Raw genomic sequence first — 17,664 nt, 5'->3', positions numbered from 1 at the left:
CCTAGTTAACGTTATACTTCTCTTTGGCTAAACATTTGGCTCAAGCCTATAACAAAAAGTATTATATTTCTATGTCAGGACAGCTCTATTTAGTTAACGTAACAAAAATTATTAAAATTTAATCACTACTTATAGGCATCAACTGAGCCATGCTCTTAGCCACTTAGACCATCGGAAATGAAAAATAAATTACTTAACTTGAAATAAAGTAATATATGATACATTTTGATGGTAAGTTTTATGAAGATTTCAAAAACCATTAGCCATCTGTAAAGATTCGGCAAAGTATCTCAGAAGTGGTATGGAATTAGCAAAATTCCATACTATCTTCAATATATTCTCTAGAAAATTTTATTGGATTTGACCAAGTGAGGAGTCTACTCATGACACAGGCGACCCTAAGTGCAAAATTAAGAATTATTCAACCTTCCGGTCATATTAACGCTTCTAATGCAATTGAGTTTAAAAGTCAGTTGACAGAAGCTGTGGTGGCTGCTGAGGATTCAGCTTTGTTGGTTGATATGCATCAGTTAGAGTCTCTCGACAGTGCTGGCTTAATGGCTTTAATTCATGCCCTGAAGCTAGCAAGAACTCTAGAGAGGCGCTTTGGTCTTTGCTCCGTAGCTCCTTCAATTCGCATTATGCTGGAGCTAACTAAATTAGATGGGGTGTTTGAGATTTTTGAGAGCCATGAGGCTTTTGCTACAGCCCTCTAGGAGGTTGGAGTAGGTTGGGAAGCTAACTCAATGGCTCTGAGTGCAGCAAAATAATAGGAAATCTAAGGAAGATTAAGTGCTTACAGCGATGATGATGGGAGGAGATAGGGAAATACCAGTCAAGAAGTCTGGTGGTTCTTATCTCCCTCACTTCATCCACCTTCACCCAACCCGATATCTACCCTGAGTACTGATAAAATGAATGGTGGATCAGGGTTAACTGCATTCAAAGCAGTAATAAATTTTCTATGGGAATCAGTGTAGAGGAAATACTAACAGCAGACATCAACAGACCAGCCCGTTACTTAGGTAACGAGTTGGGAGCAGTCCATAAACCTTGGGAAGAAGCTGAGGTACGCTGGGTATTGACTTATCCAGAAATCTATGAAGTGGGCGCTTCTAACTTAGGCCATATCATCCTCTACAATATATTGAATTGTCAACCTAGGCAGTTATGCGATCGCGCCTATCTACCTGCGCCAGACTTGGCAGCTAAATTGCGTTCCACTCAAACCCCTCTGTTTGCTGTCGAGAATCGGCGACCTCTGACAGATTTCGATATTATTGGCTTTAGCCTTAGCTATGAATTAGGGGCAACCAACATCTTGGAAATGTTGGATTTGGCAGGAATTCCCCTTACCTGGAAAGACCGTGCTGAGTTTGATATATCGGAAATCCCCCTAATTTTTGCAGGTGGACAAACGGCTACATCGAATCCTGAACCCTATGCTGATTTCTTAGATTTTGTTGATCTTGGCGATGGGGAAGAATTGTTGCCAGAGATTGGCTTAGTAATCGAAGAAGGCAAAGCAGCTGGCTTAAGTCGAGAAGCGTTACTCCTGGATTTGGCTCAGATACCAGGGGTGTATGTCCCCCAATTCTATGATATGACTGAGGATGGCTCAGTTAAACCCAACCGCCCTGATGTGCCGAAGCGGATTTTGCGGCGTGTGGCTACACCGATGCCTGCCTATGCTATTGGACTAGTACCCTATATCCAAACGGTTCATGACCGACTCAAGATCGAAGTGCGGCGGGGCTGTACTCGCGGTTGTCGGTTCTGCCAACCTGGGATGCTGACTCGACCAGCGCGGGATGTGGAACCAGAAAAAGTGGTGGAAGCTATTGAACAAGGGATGCGTGCTACAGGGTATAACGAGTTTTCCCTTCTATCCCTGAGTTGTTCCGATTACCTGGCTCTACCAGCGGTGGGGATGGAAATCAAAAATCGTCTTAAGGATCAGAATATTTCCTTGTCCCTACCGAGTCAGCGGGTAGACCGCTTTGATGAAAATATTGCCAATATCCTAGGGGGAAATCGGCAGAGTGGCTTGACCTTTGCCCCAGAAGCAGGAACTCAGCGGATGCGGGATATTGTTAATAAGGGACTGACTAATGAAGAACTGCTCAGGGGAGTAAAGACGGCATTTGAGCAAGGCTGGGAGAAAGTCAAGCTCTATTTTATGATTGGTTTGCCCGGTGAAACGGATGCGGATGTGTTGGGGATTGCGGAAACGGTGCGTTGGTTGCAGCAGGAGTGCCGTGCTAAAGGCAGAAAAACCCTTAAGTTTAACATAACTGTTTCTAATTTTACCCCAAAACCTCACACCCCATTCCAGTGGCATTCCGTATCGACTTCGGAGTTTAAACGCAAGCAGGAATTGCTCAAACAAGTATTTGGTCAGATCAGGGGGGTGAAGGTTAATTACACCGATGTTCGGATTTCGGCCATGGAAGATTTTGTCGGACGGGGTGACAGACGCTTAAGTGCGGTGGTGCGCCGTGCTTGGGAATTGGGGGCAGGGATGGATGCCTGGATGGAAAGCTTGGATCGGGCATTTGCTGCTTGGGAAAATGCGATCGCTTCATCAGGTCTGACCTGGAAATATCGCCAAGTAGAAAGTGGCGAATGGAATGTGATGGCGGGTGTAGAAGAGTTGCAAGTTGGAAGGTTGAATGTTGAAAGTTCAGAGCAACCGTCTAACCTTCAACCAAATAACCTTCAACCAAATAACCTTCAACCTTCAACCCTTCAACCTTGGCCAAAAGGCCACGCTACGCGAACAACCCTTAACGCCCTTGATGCTCCCTTGCCTTGGGATCATATTGATACGGGAATTGATAAGAATTGGCTCAAGGAAGATTTACAACGGGCGTTAGATGCAGCAACAGTACCGGATTGTTCCTTTGATGGGTGTTCTCACTGTGGTGTGTGTGGGATTGATTTTGGTCATAATGTGGTGATTGACCCGCCGCAGATTCCGCAATTTGCTGGTCACTTTAAACCCAATACTAATAAGGATCAGCGGCTGCGGGTTTGGTTTGGGAAGTTGGGGGATATGACCTTGTTGGGTCATCTGGATTTGGCAAGTCTGTTTGAGAGAGCAGTAAGACGAGCGTCACTACCAATTCGCTATAGTGGGGGGTTTCGGGCTAATGCTCGGATTATGATTGCTAATGCTTTGCCCTTGGGAGCCTCTAGTAGTGGGGAGATTGTGGAGTTTGAGTTAACTGAGAAAATGCCAGTTGAGGAGTTTAGGGAAAGGCTGGTGTCTGAGTTGCCTGAAGAGATTCCGGTGTATGGGGTTGAGGGAGTGGATTTGAAGGAACCTGCTGGAACTCAGCTGTTGGAAAAGGCGGAGTATTTGATTCGAGTTGAGGTAATGTCATCGGTGTCTTGGGAAGACTGGCAGGGTTGGATTGAAGCGATTAAGGGTAGTAAGGAAATTTGGTGGGAACGGTTTACGAAGTCGGGTAAGAAGCAGTTGGTGAATTTATGCGATCGCTTATTTGACTTCGAGTTGATGGAATCCCAAAGACCTAAAGATGGTGAAGAGGAGGTTGCGGAATCTGGGGTGGTTTTGCGGTATGTCGGGAGTTGTTTGAATGATGGCACCATGTTGCGACCAGAGCATATTATTTATATGTTGGACCAGGTGGCGCAGCGGGAGTTTAGTTTGTTGCATGTTCATCGGCAACGGTTGATTCTGCGCAATTGAGAAATTTGGTGTTGCTGAATTAAGGTATGATTTGCCCCAAAAGCGATAGTTCATGGTTTCATAATTAATTTTCTAAGCCATTTGTCGAGCCATCAAATTGGCAAATAACCCTTCCTAATTAAGCAGTTACTCAAAGGTTCTCTACTGTACTAAAAAAATGCTTTGGGTGCGGTTATCTAAAGCACTGGTGGTTTCATCAATAAGTTGTTGACCCGCTTAGTTTGATTGCTGTGACTCGATTAGAGATTATTGGAGATGTCTAAAGTTTTTGGAGAGGTCTAGTGGGATGGAGCTAGGAAAAAAAGCACAACTAGAAGCCAACGGTTGGAAAGTTGGTACAGTGACAGAATTCTTAGAATTAACCCCAAAGAAGCCAGCTTAATAGAAATTAAATTGTAAGCATTATTCTGAATACTTACAAAAAATACCACATTAATGAATTAATTTGCTTGTATTGGGTGTCAAAAAATCAAAATTATAAAGCTATTCATTTTGAATTTTGAATTTGGCATTTTGAATTCAAAAATGGTTATGCAGGCATGATGCATGGGATCCCTCCTTTACTCCCTGAAGCTTGGTTGCGTTCGCTAGCCAACGCCCTTCGGGCTAATCGCATTACTACCGTCTGAACTTCTTCATGATCCCATCACTATTTGCTAAACCAACGTGATCAAGATGCGTTCGCTAGCCAACGCCCTTCGGGCTAATCGCATTACAAAAGCCTTAAGCCAACTTACAATGGATGATCCCATAACCATTGCCTTAACCAGGTTCCCTTGAGATGTGATCCCACTCACTGATATCAAAACGTGACATCCTCCCGACGCTGACTCTACGAGTACAGCGCGGGCTTCCCAATCTCACAATTGGGAATTCCTGCGTAGCACTTATCTAGATTGAAAATCCCCGACAGTACGCCAATAGCAGGCGGTTTCCTTTCCCCAATTGTCCTTGGGTACTTTTCAATTCCACGATTACGAATCACTTCTGCGCTAGCAACATCTCGGTTATTGGAATATCCACATTCTGTGCAAGTATGCCAACGGATTGACAGGTTGTTATCCCACTCGGCCCCACATTTAGGACATTGTTTAGAGGTTCCCCGATGGTCTACTGTGGCCAAAAATTTCCCTCTTTTCCAACAGACCCATTTCAATAACTCTCTGAATTGACCAAAACTTGCATCTAGGGAATGCTTCCCAAGAAACCCTTTTGCCATGACTCGGTAATCAATATCTTCTACAAAAATAGAGTCGGCTTGATCACAAAGAGCATGAGCGACTTTGAATTGCCAATCGGAGCGAGTGTTGTCAATTTTGTGGTGTAATCGTGAAACTTTAATTTGTGCTTTCTCCCAATTTTTAGACCCTTTCTGTTTTCTGGATGCTCTACGTTGCAGCAATTTAAGCTCGCTTTGTAAGTCTACAAAAAACTTGGATCTAGGAATTCTCAAGCCATCTGATGTTGCCAAAAAGTCATTTAACCCAACATCCACCCCAATAGCTCTACCGTAGGACGGAGTATCAGGAACAGATACATCGGCTTGGATAGTAATAACAACAAACCATTTTGTCCCTCGACATCTTGAAACCACTCTGACCCCTTTAACCCTGAAGCCCGTCGGGATATATCGATGTAAGTTAATCTTGACCCACCCAATCATCGGGAGTTTAATTTGATTGCCGACAAAGGGTGACTTCTGAAACTGAGGAAACAAAAAGGATTGATAACGACCGTACTTTTTAAACCTTGGGAAACCATGCCCTCTCTGTTTAAATGCTTCCCAAGAGTTATGCAATCTCTTAACCACATCTTGTGTCACCTGAGAATGTACAGCCTTGAGTTGAGGGTCGGTTTTCTTCCATTGGGTTAACTGTCTCTTCTGTTCCATGTAACCCGGGAAAGGAATATCAGCAGACATGATATATTCCCGGTCAATGGAGCAACGATCTACTTGACACTTTCTGCTATTGATCCAGTCTTTTAAGTCTCGTAGGCAACGGTTATACAGTCGTCTACAAGTTTCTAACCATCTCAACATTAATTCTTGTTGAGCAGCCGAAGGATAAATACGGTAAGTGTAGTTCATTGTTAAACTCATGTTATTATTTTAACATAATAAAAGTCAAATAATAAGTATTGAATTGCTTAAACCCCGACCCGACTATCATCCCGAAGCTGAATCGAAGATTACAGCGCGGGGCTTTCCGTCGGATTAACTAAAAAATGACTATTGAACTTTTGTCTAGCCTAAGCGGACGAAACCTCACTCAAGACGATATAACACCGCCTGTGAGGTTTTTAGCTGCCCTAGTAACCCTTGGGATGGGAGTCATGTATGCTGATGGGGTTGTACAGGACGAAGAGAAGCAGCTACTAGAGAAAACCATTGAGCGATTAGTCCCCCCCCAGAGGGATGTCCGTCAATTCGTGCAGGGTTTGCTTTCTGGACTAGAGAAGAATCCGGTTTATCAAAATCCTCAGCAGTGGTTGAAGCTAACCACCTCCCTGTCTGAGTCAGAGCGAATTTTGCTCCTTAACTTTTGCTATGCCATGTCAGCGGTGGATGGGACGATTGACCCCAATGAAAGCCAGTATTTACAGCTAGCCTCAAATTCCTTAGGGATTGACTCGCGCTACCCAATGGTGCTGGAAGCTTGGTTCAAGGGTGAGGACTTCCCAGATCAGTCTGTTTGGGAAGAGTTCCAATCAAAGCTGCAACCAGAACAGTTTGAGGCTCTAGGTATCCGACTGGTAAATCAGCAAGTTGTTGAATACTTGTCCCATCTTGTGGGAAGGCAACTGAGTCTGTTAGATATTACACCAACCATGATTTTTTTGGTAGCCTTGGTGACTATTTCCTTGGAAGTGATGTTGGCGGATGGTCAAGTGGTAGAAGAAGAAAGACAGCTGCTGGCAAAAACCATTGACCGCTTAACGCCTCCCGAAGAGGATGATTTGCGTCAATTGGGACCGTTCTTAATCGGACTTCTGCTTCGGCAAGTTCAGCGGAACCCTACTGGGTCTAATTGCCCCGAATGGTTAACTTTGACTAAGCCTCTAAGCGATGCTGAGAAGCTACTCCTGTTGTGCTTTGCCTATGATATGTCAGCGGCGGATGGAGAAATTGACCCTACTGAGCAGGACTATTTACACATAGTGGCTAAGCATCTGGGGATTGATTCCAGGTATACAGCAGTGCTGGAGGCAGGATTTAGGCATGAAGATATTGAGGATGAACAGGCTTGGGATGAGTTGCGCTCCCAGCTGCATCCGGATCAGTTTCAGTATCTGGATATGGTATTTGTAGATGCGGCTAGATATATACTCGATTGCCTGGAAGTATGTAGCTTTTGAGGCTCTTCCGGATCTGTGGTTGAAAACGTATCAAAAGGCACAAAATCGAAAATCAACGTGGCTGGAACTGGCGGAATTACGTGATATAAGCTTGCCTTATCACCGCAAAGCCGGAAGAGCCGCTTTTGATGGAAAACTCCTGATGGTTGAAGGTATTGATCTAGCTAACAATTATCATTCCTAATCCTACCATTAGGCATAATAGTGTTACAGAAAATGGCATCATTTAATTCAGCCTTAGCTAATTTAGCCTTTTTAAGATTAGCATGGCTAAAATTAGCCTCACTCAAATCAGCATCATGAAAGTCAACACCTTCTAAATTGGCATAACTTAGGTTTGCGCCCCTCAAGTCACTATTATACAGTCTTGCACCACTCAAATTAGCATGACTAAGGTTAGCGCCAGACATTTCCTCATAACCAAGGTTGATATTTTTCAAGTCCAAACCGCTTAAGTCAGCCTCTGCACAAATAAAGATTGCTCCTGCTTTTGATGGGTTAAATCCAGTCGGAAACTCAGTGCATGATGTATAGATAGCTTTAGTAAAATTTATACTACTCAGGTCAGCTTTTTTCCACCCATCAACCCCTAGCATACGGGCATAACTGAGGTTAGCATTGCTCAGGTCAGAATCACCTACGTAAACCTCACATAAGGTAGCATAACTGAAATTGGCATCCCTGAGGTTACTACCAGCCATATAGATTACAGATAAATCAGCATAGCTCAGATCAGTACCACTAAAGTCGCAGTTTTCCAAGGTTGATTCAGATGCTACTAGATGACTCAAGTTAGCCTTAGTGAGGTTGGAATTTTCGATAGTGGTTTCATATAGGTAAGCATTCCTCAAGTTAGCATGACTTAGATCCACATCATCCCAAGTGGCTTCCTCTAAATCAGCATTACTCAAGTGCGCAGAATTTAGACAAACACCCTTGATATTAGTACTTTTCAAGTTAGCTTTTTTCAAATTAACACCAGAAAAATCTCTTTCACCGGCTTCGTAGCGTTTTAGGAATTCATCACGATTCATAGTAATCCCCCCTTATTTGTTTAATCTTAGATAGTAATCATCCTGATTATATCGTAAAAAAAAAATTTTATTAGTATTTTAATGGGTTGGGTTAATGATTAATGGTTAATAGTTGTTAGTACTTAATGGTATCAAGCATAATCTAAGGGTGCCTAATCCTTAATTCTTAATCCCTCATCCCTGATCCTTTATCCTTAATGTGCCGATCAGCAGATGAAATTGCTCCCAACTCCATAAACTTGACGTAGTCATAACGAGTTTTGGTTATTTTAGCAGAACAGAAAAATAAAGGTTAGGTTAGTTTTATAGGGAGTTCATTTGCTGTCAGGTTACAAAATAGTTGATTGTTGATTAGGCTTTAGGGATAAACCATGAACTATAGTAATCCTACATGAATCGTGAAATTTCCTGATCCGAAGTTACCTTGTAAAAAAATTCTGCTTTAATTGTGTCTGACTACTTACGACCTATGAAGGCAACTTAGTAATCCAGTTCGATTAGACCAAGACTATGACTACAACTGAGCGTAAAACAGAGAAGAAAATGGAAGTGCCTAGGACAACTAGTGAAGTGATTCGCATCAAGCCCCAACAGTTTATTCATGTTCTAGACAACAACACTGGTGTTACCCGACTGGAGGTTGGTCCTCAAACCATTACCCTTCGCGATCACGAGCGGCTGATCTTAAAACCTGAACCGATGATTATTGTGCCGCCTCGGTATTATTGTGTGGTTGCTAATCCGTTACTCCGGGATGAAGACGGTCAACCCATTGCTGATCAGCATGGTCAAATTCGACTGCGCTACGGTGATCTGGAAATTCGTTTCGCGCAAGATCCGTTTCCCCTTTATCCAAACGAGAAACTAGTAGGGGATGTCACCCAACTGGCAGTAGTCGAGACCAATCAAGCACTGCGTCTGAGAGCAATTCGGGATTTTACCGATACGGTTACGAGAATACTTGATGGAGAAACCCAAACTGAAACAATTAACCGTTTAGCAGGTGATGAATGGCTGTTTGAAGGACCTGGAACCTATATTCCCCGGGTGGAGGTTGAAGTAGTTGAGACAGTAACAGCTGAGGTGATTAAACCTAACCAAGCCTTACACCTGTTAGCACGGCAGAATTGCACCGATCGTCAAAGGAATAGACGTAGAGCAGGTGAAGAATGGCTGGTTAGAGAAGAAGGAGCCTATTTACCTGGTGTAGATGAAGAAGTAATTGGCATTATTAATGCTTACATTTTGACGGAACAAAAAGCATTACATCTGAAAGCTAAACGCACCTTTACTGATATTTTTGGTCGTCAGCGTAAAGCTGGAGATGAATGGTTGGTCACCTTTGAAGATGCAGAAATTCATATTCCCGATGTTTATGAAGATGTAGTGGGAGAAGTTACGATTACTACCCTCAGCGATCACGAATGGTGTATTGTGCTTGACCCGATTGATGAATCTGGTAAACCTCAGCTCGGTATGCGAGAAGTGCGCCAGGGTAGAACATCATTTTTCTTGCATCCTGGTGAGTCCTTGGAGAATGGTATCCAAAACATTTATGTTCTCAGTGAGCTAGAAGCACTGTTGCTTCGAGCCAAAGAAGCTTTTAATGAAGGGGAAGGTGACCAGGCCATTACTCATCAACCAGGGGATTTGTGGATGATTGCTGGGCCACAAGATTATATTCCCCGTGTGGAAGTGGAAGTGGTTGAGAAGCGTCAAGCCATTCCCCTCGATAAGAATGAAGGTATCTATGTGCGTAATATTCAGACTGGTGAACTCAAGCTGGTCGGTGGTCCTCAGGCTTATATGCTCACTCCCTATGAGAAGCTTTGGGAAAAAGAACTGCCATCGGTAGTTGAGGAACTGTTGATGCAAAAAATAGACCCATTGTCTGGGCGTGGTGAGCATTCTCTAGCTGGGGGCGATCAGTCGGAGCGAAAATCAGGAGTACGCCAAGGTCTATCCCAACGGGATAAAACTAGAGCAGTTGTGTTTCATATTCCTCAAAATGCTGCTGTGCAGCTCCATGACTATAAAAACAGAACTGCCAGAACTGTATTTGGACCAGACTTGGTGATGCTCGAACCAGATGAAGCCTTTACGGTACTTTCTTTATCAGGTAGCAAGCCCAAACGACCTAATGTCATCAAATCCTTAGCCTTATTACTCGGTCCTGATTTCATGACCGATATTTTTACCGTAGAGACAGCAGACCATACCAGATTGCAGCTACAGCTGTCCTATAACTGGTACTTTGATGTGGACAGACACGATGAACAAACTGCAGCCAGACTGTTTCAAGTACCTGATTTTGTGGGAGATACTTGTAAAGCGATCGCATCCCGAGTGCGGGGTGCTGTAGCAGGGGAAAAATTTGATGAATTTCACCGCAATTCAGCCCGGATTATCCGACTGGCGGTGTTTGGCACTGATCAAGAAGGTCATATTCGAGATGAATTTCGTTTTCGAGCCAATAACCTGGTAATTACCAATATTGACATTCAGTCAGTGGAGCCAGTGGATGAAGAAACCTTAAGGAGCTTGCAAAAGTCAGTGCAGCTAGCGATTCAAATTACCACTGATGCTCAAGAAGCTGCTGCACGCCAAGATGCGGAACGGATTGAGCAAGAAGCGAAAGCCAGGTTGGAAAGGCAAGTAATTTTGGATCAAAGTGCAGCAGAAGCAGAACGGAAAAAACTTCTAGAATTACAAGCAGAAAATATAGCCATTGAGTCTACAGGTCAAGCAACAGCAGAAGCGAGAGCTAAGGCTGAAGCGGCTCAGATTGAAGGACAATTAGCAGTTAACTTGGCTCAGCAAGAAGCCGAGGCGGCTCGGATTCGCAATGAAATCGAGTTAGCTCAACTCAAAGCACGTCAGGAAGCTGAATTAGCCCATCAACAAGCCTTTAATAACCTAGAGATTGCCAAAGCTGAGCGTATGGCTCACATTAAGAGTGAAGAATACCGACAGAAAGTAGAAGCGATTGGTCCTCAAACCATTCAAGCGATCGCACAAGCAGGTCCGGAAATGCAGGCAAGACTTCTAGAAGCACTTGGTATCCAGAGTGTTTTGATTACCGATGGCAAAAATCCCATCAATCTATTTGGTGCAGCTAATGGTCTGATTAGTCCGCCAACTTCTAACTAAGTGCATCTGTATCTGCTGCGCGCTGTGTCTGCTGCGCGCTGGCACGGCTTCCCTTATACACAGATAGACCGATAACCCAACGCTATCTTACCGGTCTATCTGTGTCGAAGGTTGAGAGTTGAGGTGTTGCTCAACTCTGTTAATGACCCCTAGTAGAAGAAAGAGACCAAATACTACAGCAACACCGATAGCAGTCCACTTGAAAAAAACTAACTTTGGCCGACCTTTAGCTGGATAACCACAACTGAGGCAAATTTCATCGTTGGTGCTGGTTAAAGACCCACAAACGTTACACTGTTCTAAAGCCATAGTTCTTGGAAATCTCTACCGTCATAAGATAACTGAAAAAATTATCAGGTGGGTAGAGTACTTTGAGCCTTCGTTACCAACTCCTTGATCCCCAAGTTGCTTAGTTCAGGTGGGTAGGTTACAAAAAAATCAGGGCACAAGGGAAAACCTCCAGGTATGAAGCCTGTGACCAATAACCGATTACCCATTCCTAATCATGGCCTCAGGACACAATTTAATTCTGGATCTAACCACAGTTCTAGGGGCTTCTGCTCTGGGAGGCTACCTTGCCAATCGGCTACGTCAACCTGTACTTTTAGGCTATTTAGCCAGTGGTTTATTGGTTGGTCCGTTTGGTCTTAAACTCGTAGGCGAATTAGAACAAGTCAAATCCCTAGCTGAAATTGGGATTGTTTTTTTGTTATTCACCTATGGGGTAGAATTTTCTCTATCCCAGCTTAAACGATTTAAAGATATTGTCCTAAAAGGTAGTTTACTGCAAATTAGTCTCACTATTACCCTAGTTGCAGTTTTAGCCAATGCACTTGGTTGGGTTGATGGATTTACTCCGGGAATAATGCTCGGATTCATCATCTCCCTTTCCTCCACCTCAGTAGTTCTTAAAACCCTGATGGAGAGAGGAGAAACCAATACCCTTCATGGTCAAGTGATGCTGGCAATTTTGATTGCTCAAGACCTTAGTTTAGGTCTGATGTTAGCCGTCATCCCCGCCCTTCAACAGCCCTCAGATATTGGCTCAGCTTTAGTTGTTGCTTTACTCAAAGCGTTGGTGTTTCTAGCTGCTGCTCTAGCCGCCGGTCGCTGGATAGTTCCCCATCTCATTAAATATATTGCCCGCACTGAAAACAGTGAGTTATTTCTGATCACAGTAATTGCCCTGTGTTTAGGGATTGCTTTGATTACTGCTGGACTTGGTCTATCCGTTGAAATGGGAGCATTTGTGGCAGGATTAATGATGGCTGAAATTGATTATGCTGACCAAGCAGTTGCCAAAATAATCCCCCTTAAAGACACGTTTGTATGTTTATTTTTTGCATCCATAGGAATGCTCATTGAGCCGGAAGTGCTGCTCGAAAACTTCGGCATAATTATCGGGTTAGTGATGTTAGTAATGGGGGGTAAAGCAGCCATTATCCTACCGATTGTGCTGAAATTTGGCTATTCCTTTAAAACGGCTTTTATTGCTAGTTTTGGTCTCAATCAAATTGGAGAATTTTCCTTTGTCTTAGCAGTGGTTGGCTTTGAGTTAGGATTTATCACTAGGGATCAGTATCTACTCCTGGTGGGAACTACAGCCATTACCCTAGTCCTGACACCCATGTGGCTAAGATGGTCTCCCCGAATAGCAGACCACCTGGTAAATCTGCCGTTTCTGAAAAGCTACCTGCGTCAGTTTCAGGGTACTAAAGCTTTGTCAATTCCAGAAACGATTTGTAATCATGTGGTAGTGGCTGGCTATGGACGAGTTGGGCGAGTACTGGTCAAAATCCTGCGCAATCAAGGGCATGAGGTACTAGTGATTGAAAATAGCGAAGCTGCTATTCAACGCTTGAGACATGAGAAAATTCCCTATATGTTTGGGGATGCTCACTCGGAACTGGTGTTAGAAAAAGCCCATCTAGAAAAAGCTAAAGCCCTAGCCATTGCCCTACCCGATCCTGGCAGTACCCGCTTGTTGCTCAAACGTGCCCTCAAGTTTGCCCCAGGACTGGATATCGTGGCTCGTTCTCACAAAAATAGCGAAATTGACCTACTCACCCAGTTAGGGGCGCGGGAAGTAGTGCAACCGGAATTTGAGGCAGCATTGGAAATGGGAGCCCATGTGCTAGTAGCACTGGGAGAAACCCCAGGGATGATTCAGTCGGTGATCAATCGGATTCACCAAGACCGCTATTTGAGTGTACGACCTGAACAAGCTACCTATTCAAAGCAGCAAGACATCACTGATGTTGCCCAAGAACTCGACAGTGAGTGGGTGACTTTGAGTCAAACTTCCCGTCTAGATTGGGTAACTCTGGCAGCAGCAGATATCCGTAACGTGACTGGGGTAACAGTTTTGACAATTCAACAAGGTAATGATATTGTCCACTACCCACAAGGTAAGATTACGTTGCGTTCAGGGGATCGATTGCTAGTTGTTGGGGAACCGGAAGAATTAGCAGCGTTTAGAGACTGGATCGAAAGTCGCAGTTTCCTTAGTGAGGGTTCTAAGCATTGGGTAACTTTGGTAGAGAATTCAAGTTTGGTCGGTATGAAGCCAATTGATCTCCACCATCAATACAATGTCATGGTTCAGGCGTTGCGTAGACAAGGGAAACTATATAATCCGGTGGATGAAGCTGGAGTATTGCAGGTGGGGGATTGTGTGTTGTTGTCTGGGGAATGGGATGAGGAGTGAATGATCTGGTGCGCGAGACGATGCGATGCTGAAGCGCGAAACATTACTTAACACGCTTGTAATAGGTAATGGGTAATAGGTAATGGGTAATAGGTAATAGGTAATAGGTAATAGGTCTGAGGTGGCACAGGCAAATAGCCCTGGTTGACTGACTTGAGTACATGGGGTAGGTTGGGTTGAGGCAACGGAAGCTGTAGGCGTTACTTGACAAAACATGCTTATTGACAAGGTATTCCGTTATAAGCCCTGAAAATGTCTAAAGTTTTATAACGCGATTAACGGCATACTCACCACGGCTGATGTTAACTTATATTTCGCGCTTCAGCATCCGATGCGATTAGCCCGAAGGGCGTTGGCTAGCGAACGCATACGCGCGAGAATCCCATCCTTCGAGAGCCGAATCCCCGGATTTCACATAAATCCATACAGCAAGCAAATTTTTCTCAAACTAATTCTCAAACTAACTAGACACCCAATTCAAAATACTCTACAATATACGATAGAGACGTTATGACAGTTGCTTCATCAGCAACTGATTAGCTGCGTGTGCTGTGGGCTGAGAAGTAGGTTCGAGGCAAGACAATATACACAGCATATCATGTGTTTGTTTTGGCATCAGGGCTAAAGTAGGTCAAAGACAGTTAGGTTTAAACAACTCCAATCAGTTCTTGGGTCTACTTTGGGTCAATAAGTGCTTACACTTTCGTGGATCAAGGGATACTGAGTGATTAACAACTTAAGTCCCAGCGAAGTCAGGCGAGTTTAATAGCCTTTTCTGACCAGTAAACGCAATTGAACGAGAATCTAGCTCGACCATCATGCCGAGCTAGATAAAAGTGGGCTCTCTGCTTATTTTTTGAGGAGAGGTTTATCCACTATAAATAGTGACCAGGTTTATAATGACCAGGTTTGTGGCACAAAGGGAATTCAGGTTCTTGAATATCCCTGCTGCCAGACTGCTGCAATGTCTACAAAGGAGAAACCAGTGTCTGTCGGTATCCTCGGTACCAAACTCGGTATGACCCAAGTGTTCGATGATGAAGGAAGAGCGATTCCTGTAACCGTCGTCAAAGCTGGGCCATGTACTGTGACCCAAATAAAAACCAACCAGACAGATGGCTACAATGCCATTCAAATTGGTTATGACCAAGTCAAGCCAAAGGCAATTACTAAGCCTGAAATAGGACACTTGGCTAAGTCCAGCGCCCCACCCTTACGCCACCTACGTGAGTACCGCGTGGATGATACCAGTAATTTTGAACTGGGTCAGCCAGTCAATACCGATATGTTCAGTATTGGTCAAATTATCGATGTCAGCGGTAAAAGCATTGGTCGCGGGTTTGCCGGTTATCAGAAACGTCACAACTTCAGGCGAGGACCGATGGCTCATGGTTCCAAAAACCACCGCCTCCCAGGTTCCACTGGAGCAGGGACAACCCCTGGTCGTACCTATCCAGGTAAGAAAATGGCTGGTCGTTACGGCGGTACCAAGGTGACAATTCGCAAACTTGAGGTAGTCAAGATAGATGCAGAGCGCAATTTGCTGCTGATTAAAGGTGCAGTTCCCGGTAAACCAGGGACACTCTTGAGCATTGCACCCACTAATAAAGTCGGACGTTAGTCAGAACGAAAAAGCAATTAGCTCCCTCATCGTTAGGTGTAAGCCTGATGTATATATACTGTTTATTTTTACTAATAGCACCCCCTGAGTGCTGAAAAGCTAACAGCTAATTGCTAAATGCTTGGTCCCTAAGAAGGAGAGAACAAATGGTAGATTGTTCAGTGCGAAACTGGCAAGGGGAAGAAGTAGGGCAGGCAACACTCCAGATGGGAGTTGCCAAAGAAGAAAACGCTGCCCACATTGTTCACCGGTCACTGGTTAGACAAATGGCCAATGCTCGTCAAGGCAATGCTTGTACAAAAACTCGTTCCGAAGTTAGAGGTGGAGGACGCAAACCTTGGCGACAAAAGGGAACCGGTCGTGCTCGTGCTGGTTCGAATCGTTCACCCCTATGGCGTGGTGGTGGTGTGATCTTTGGTCCGAAACCCAGAGACTATAGCCAGAAAATGAACCGCAAAGAGCGTCGCTTGGCTCTGAGAACAGCGTTTATGAGTCGAGCAGAGGATTTGATTGTGGTAGAGGAATTTGTTGAGCAACTACCACGACCCAAGACAAAGGATGTAGTGGCAGCAATTGGTCGGTGGGGAATTGAGCCTGAGTCAAAAGTTCTCCTAATCCTAGCTCAGCCAGAAGAAAAGGTTTATTTGTCAGTCCGTAACCTAGCAACTGTCAAGTTGATTTATGCCGCCAACTTGAATATCTATGATATCCTAGCCGCTGATAAAATCGTGACCACTAACACCGCTCTTGCCAAAATTCAGGAGGTTTACAATGACTGAGTATAACCCCCGTGACCTTGCTGATTTGGTGATTCGCCCAATTGTAACTGAAAAGGCGACCATACTGATGGAGCAGAACAAGTATGTCTTTGATGTGATTATCAAAGCGACGAAGCCACAAATTAGAGCCGCAATTGAAAGTCTTTTTGAAGTAAAAGTGGTTGCAGTAAATACCCTACGTCCGCCACGGAAAAAGCGTCGAGTGGGAAGATTTATAGGTTACAAACCCCAGTACAAACGGGCGATTGTTACCCTAGCTCCAGGAGATTCGATTACTCTATTTCCAGACGTATAAAACTGGCTAATTGCTAATTGTTAATTGTTAATTGATTAATTGCCAATTGGTAGATTGTCAATTGTTAAGACAAACTAGTCAAGACAAACTAGTCAAGACAAACTAGTCAAGACAAACTAAGTAAAAAATACTTGTTATGGGCATCCGTAGCTATAGACCATACACCCCAGGCACTCGTCAGGGTACTGTCTCAGACTTCGCTGAGATTACTCGGAGTGAGCCAGAAAAATCCCTAACCAAGTCTAAGCATCGTAAAAAAGGTCGCAATAATCGCGGTGTTATTACCTGTCGCCATCGCGGTGGCGGACATAAGCGTCTATACAGGGTAATTGACTTCCGCCGGGATAAGCACAATATTCCAGCAAAAGTGGCAGCAATTGAGTATGACCCCAATCGGAATGCTAGGATTGCGCTGCTCTACTATCAAGATGGGGAAAAGCGATATATCTTGCATCCTGTGGGTTTGGAAGTCGGGTCAAGCATCATATCTGGGCCTGACTCTCCCATCGAAATAGGCAATGCCTTGCCCCTAAAGGATATTCCCTTAGGCACCAACGTGCATAACGTTGAACTGATCCCAGGGCGAGGAGCACAGATTGTTCGTGCCGCCGGGGCAACTGCTCAAGTGCAAGCTAAAGAAGGTGACTACGTCACCCTAAAGCTGCCCTCTAGTGAAGTCAGGATGTTGCGTAAAGAATGCTACGCCACTATTGGACAGGTCGGTAATGTTGAAGCCAGAAACTTGAGTTTAGGTAAAGCTGGTCGCAATCGACATAGAGGCCGTCGTCCCCAAGTACGGGGCAGTGTAATGAACCCGGTAGATCACCCCCATGGCGGTGGTGAGGGTAGAGCTCCTATTGGTAGAAGTGGTCCAGTAACCCCCTGGGGTAAACCAGCCTTGGGAGCCAAAACTCGTAAGGTCAAAAAGCAAAGTAGTTCTTTAATTGTCCGGCGTAGGCGGAAATCCTCGAAGCGAGGGCGCGGTGGTCGCGATTCTTAAGGAGTT

At 44.4% G+C, this 17,664-nt stretch carries 12 protein-coding genes; 9 read left to right on the top strand and 3 right to left on the bottom strand.

Going from position 1 to position 17,664, the window contains the following annotated elements:
• The first annotated feature begins 383 nt into the window (after nt 1-383).
• Together F6J90_RS03525 and F6J90_RS03520 are read left to right on the top strand one after the other, a co-directional pair.
• On the top strand, nt 384-716 hold the full coding sequence (locus tag F6J90_RS03525; protein WP_293091108.1) for an STAS domain-containing protein: 333 nt from the start codon (nt 384-386) through the stop codon (nt 714-716).
• 248 nt (nt 717-964) lie between these two features.
• The gene (locus tag F6J90_RS03520; protein WP_293091107.1) at nt 965-3,715 is read left to right on the top strand and encodes a TIGR03960 family B12-binding radical SAM protein; all 2,751 of its coding nucleotides are present in this window, start codon (nt 965-967) and stop codon (nt 3,713-3,715) included.
• A gap of 832 nt (nt 3,716-4,547) precedes the next feature.
• On the opposite strand, the gene F6J90_RS03515 is transcribed toward F6J90_RS03520, so the two are convergent.
• Nucleotides 4,548-5,804 carry a transposase gene (locus F6J90_RS03515; protein ID WP_293091106.1) on the bottom strand — a complete coding sequence of 419 codons (1,257 nt, stop codon included), beginning with the start codon at nt 5,802-5,804 and terminating at the stop codon, nt 4,548-4,550.
• 137 nt (nt 5,805-5,941) lie between these two features.
• Between F6J90_RS03515 and F6J90_RS03510 the strand changes: the two genes are divergently transcribed.
• The gene (locus F6J90_RS03510; RefSeq protein WP_293091105.1) at nt 5,942-7,072 is read left to right on the top strand and encodes a TerB family tellurite resistance protein; all 1,131 of its coding nucleotides are present in this window, start codon (nt 5,942-5,944) and stop codon (nt 7,070-7,072) included.
• Between the two features lie 164 nt (nt 7,073-7,236).
• Here F6J90_RS03510 and F6J90_RS03505 read toward each other — a convergent pair whose 3' ends face one another.
• Entirely contained in the window at nt 7,237-8,106 is an 870-nt protein-coding gene (locus F6J90_RS03505; protein WP_293091104.1) for a pentapeptide repeat-containing protein, read from the bottom strand.
• Between the two features lie 510 nt (nt 8,107-8,616).
• Between F6J90_RS03505 and F6J90_RS03500 the strand changes: the two genes are divergently transcribed.
• Entirely contained in the window at nt 8,617-11,256 is a 2,640-nt protein-coding gene (locus F6J90_RS03500) for a colicin uptake protein (protein ID WP_293091103.1), read from the top strand.
• Nucleotides 11,257-11,343: 87 nt separating this feature from the next.
• Here the strand turns inward: F6J90_RS03500 and F6J90_RS03495 are convergent, their stop codons facing one another.
• A complete protein-coding gene (locus F6J90_RS03495) occupies nt 11,344-11,565 on the bottom strand; it encodes a hypothetical protein (protein ID WP_075895729.1) in 222 nt (73 codons plus the stop codon).
• Nucleotides 11,566-11,761: 196 nt separating this feature from the next.
• Between F6J90_RS03495 and F6J90_RS03490 the strand changes: the two genes are divergently transcribed.
• From F6J90_RS03490 to rplB, 5 genes are all read left to right on the top strand, one after another.
• Nucleotides 11,762-13,963 carry a cation:proton antiporter gene (locus tag F6J90_RS03490; protein WP_293091102.1) on the top strand — a complete coding sequence of 734 codons (2,202 nt, stop codon included), beginning with the start codon at nt 11,762-11,764 and terminating at the stop codon, nt 13,961-13,963.
• A 985-nt stretch (nt 13,964-14,948) separates the two neighbouring features.
• A complete protein-coding gene (rplC, locus tag F6J90_RS03485; protein WP_293091843.1) occupies nt 14,949-15,584 on the top strand; it encodes a 50S ribosomal protein L3 in 636 nt (211 codons plus the stop codon).
• A 146-nt stretch (nt 15,585-15,730) separates the two neighbouring features.
• Nucleotides 15,731-16,363: a 50S ribosomal protein L4 gene (gene rplD, locus F6J90_RS03480; protein WP_293091101.1), complete on the top strand. Its 633-nt coding sequence runs from the start codon at nt 15,731-15,733 to the stop codon at nt 16,361-16,363.
• Nucleotides 16,356-16,658, top strand: coding sequence for a 50S ribosomal protein L23 (locus F6J90_RS03475; protein WP_071102185.1), 303 nt, complete (start codon nt 16,356-16,358; stop codon nt 16,656-16,658). The genes rplD and F6J90_RS03475 overlap by 8 nt, the downstream gene beginning before the upstream one ends.
• A 136-nt stretch (nt 16,659-16,794) precedes the next feature.
• On the top strand, nt 16,795-17,658 hold the full coding sequence (gene rplB / locus F6J90_RS03470; RefSeq protein ID WP_071102184.1) for a 50S ribosomal protein L2: 864 nt from the start codon (nt 16,795-16,797) through the stop codon (nt 17,656-17,658).
• Nucleotides 17,659-17,664 lie beyond the last annotated feature (6 nt).

Source organism: Moorena sp. SIOASIH (assembly GCF_010671925.1).
GTDB lineage: Bacteria > Cyanobacteriota > Cyanobacteriia > Cyanobacteriales > Coleofasciculaceae > Moorena.
Note: the sequence above shows the minus strand (reverse complement) of the source record. Positions and strands in the feature narration are given on the sequence as shown.

Bases quoted from the DNA above. Each gene is read 5' to 3' on its own strand.
- F6J90_RS03510 (WP_293091105.1), top strand. From the start codon at position 5,942: ATGACTATTGAACTTTTGTCTAGCCTAAGCGGACGAAACCTCACTCAA.
- F6J90_RS03495 (WP_075895729.1), bottom strand. From the start codon at position 11,565: ATGGCTTTAGAACAGTGTAACGTTTGTGGGTCTTTAACCAGCACCAAC.
- F6J90_RS03515 (WP_293091106.1), bottom strand. From the start codon at position 5,804: ATGAACTACACTTACCGTATTTATCCTTCGGCTGCTCAACAAGAATTA.
- rplB (WP_071102184.1), top strand. From the start codon at position 16,795: ATGGGCATCCGTAGCTATAGACCATACACCCCAGGCACTCGTCAGGGT.
- F6J90_RS03475 (WP_071102185.1), top strand. From the start codon at position 16,356: ATGACTGAGTATAACCCCCGTGACCTTGCTGATTTGGTGATTCGCCCA.
- rplD (WP_293091101.1), top strand. From the start codon at position 15,731: ATGGTAGATTGTTCAGTGCGAAACTGGCAAGGGGAAGAAGTAGGGCAG.
- F6J90_RS03520 (WP_293091107.1), top strand. From the start codon at position 965: ATGGGAATCAGTGTAGAGGAAATACTAACAGCAGACATCAACAGACCA.
- F6J90_RS03490 (WP_293091102.1), top strand. From the start codon at position 11,762: ATGGCCTCAGGACACAATTTAATTCTGGATCTAACCACAGTTCTAGGG.
- F6J90_RS03505 (WP_293091104.1), bottom strand. From the start codon at position 8,106: ATGAATCGTGATGAATTCCTAAAACGCTACGAAGCCGGTGAAAGAGAT.
- F6J90_RS03500 (WP_293091103.1), top strand. From the start codon at position 8,617: ATGACTACAACTGAGCGTAAAACAGAGAAGAAAATGGAAGTGCCTAGG.
- F6J90_RS03525 (WP_293091108.1), top strand. From the start codon at position 384: ATGACACAGGCGACCCTAAGTGCAAAATTAAGAATTATTCAACCTTCC.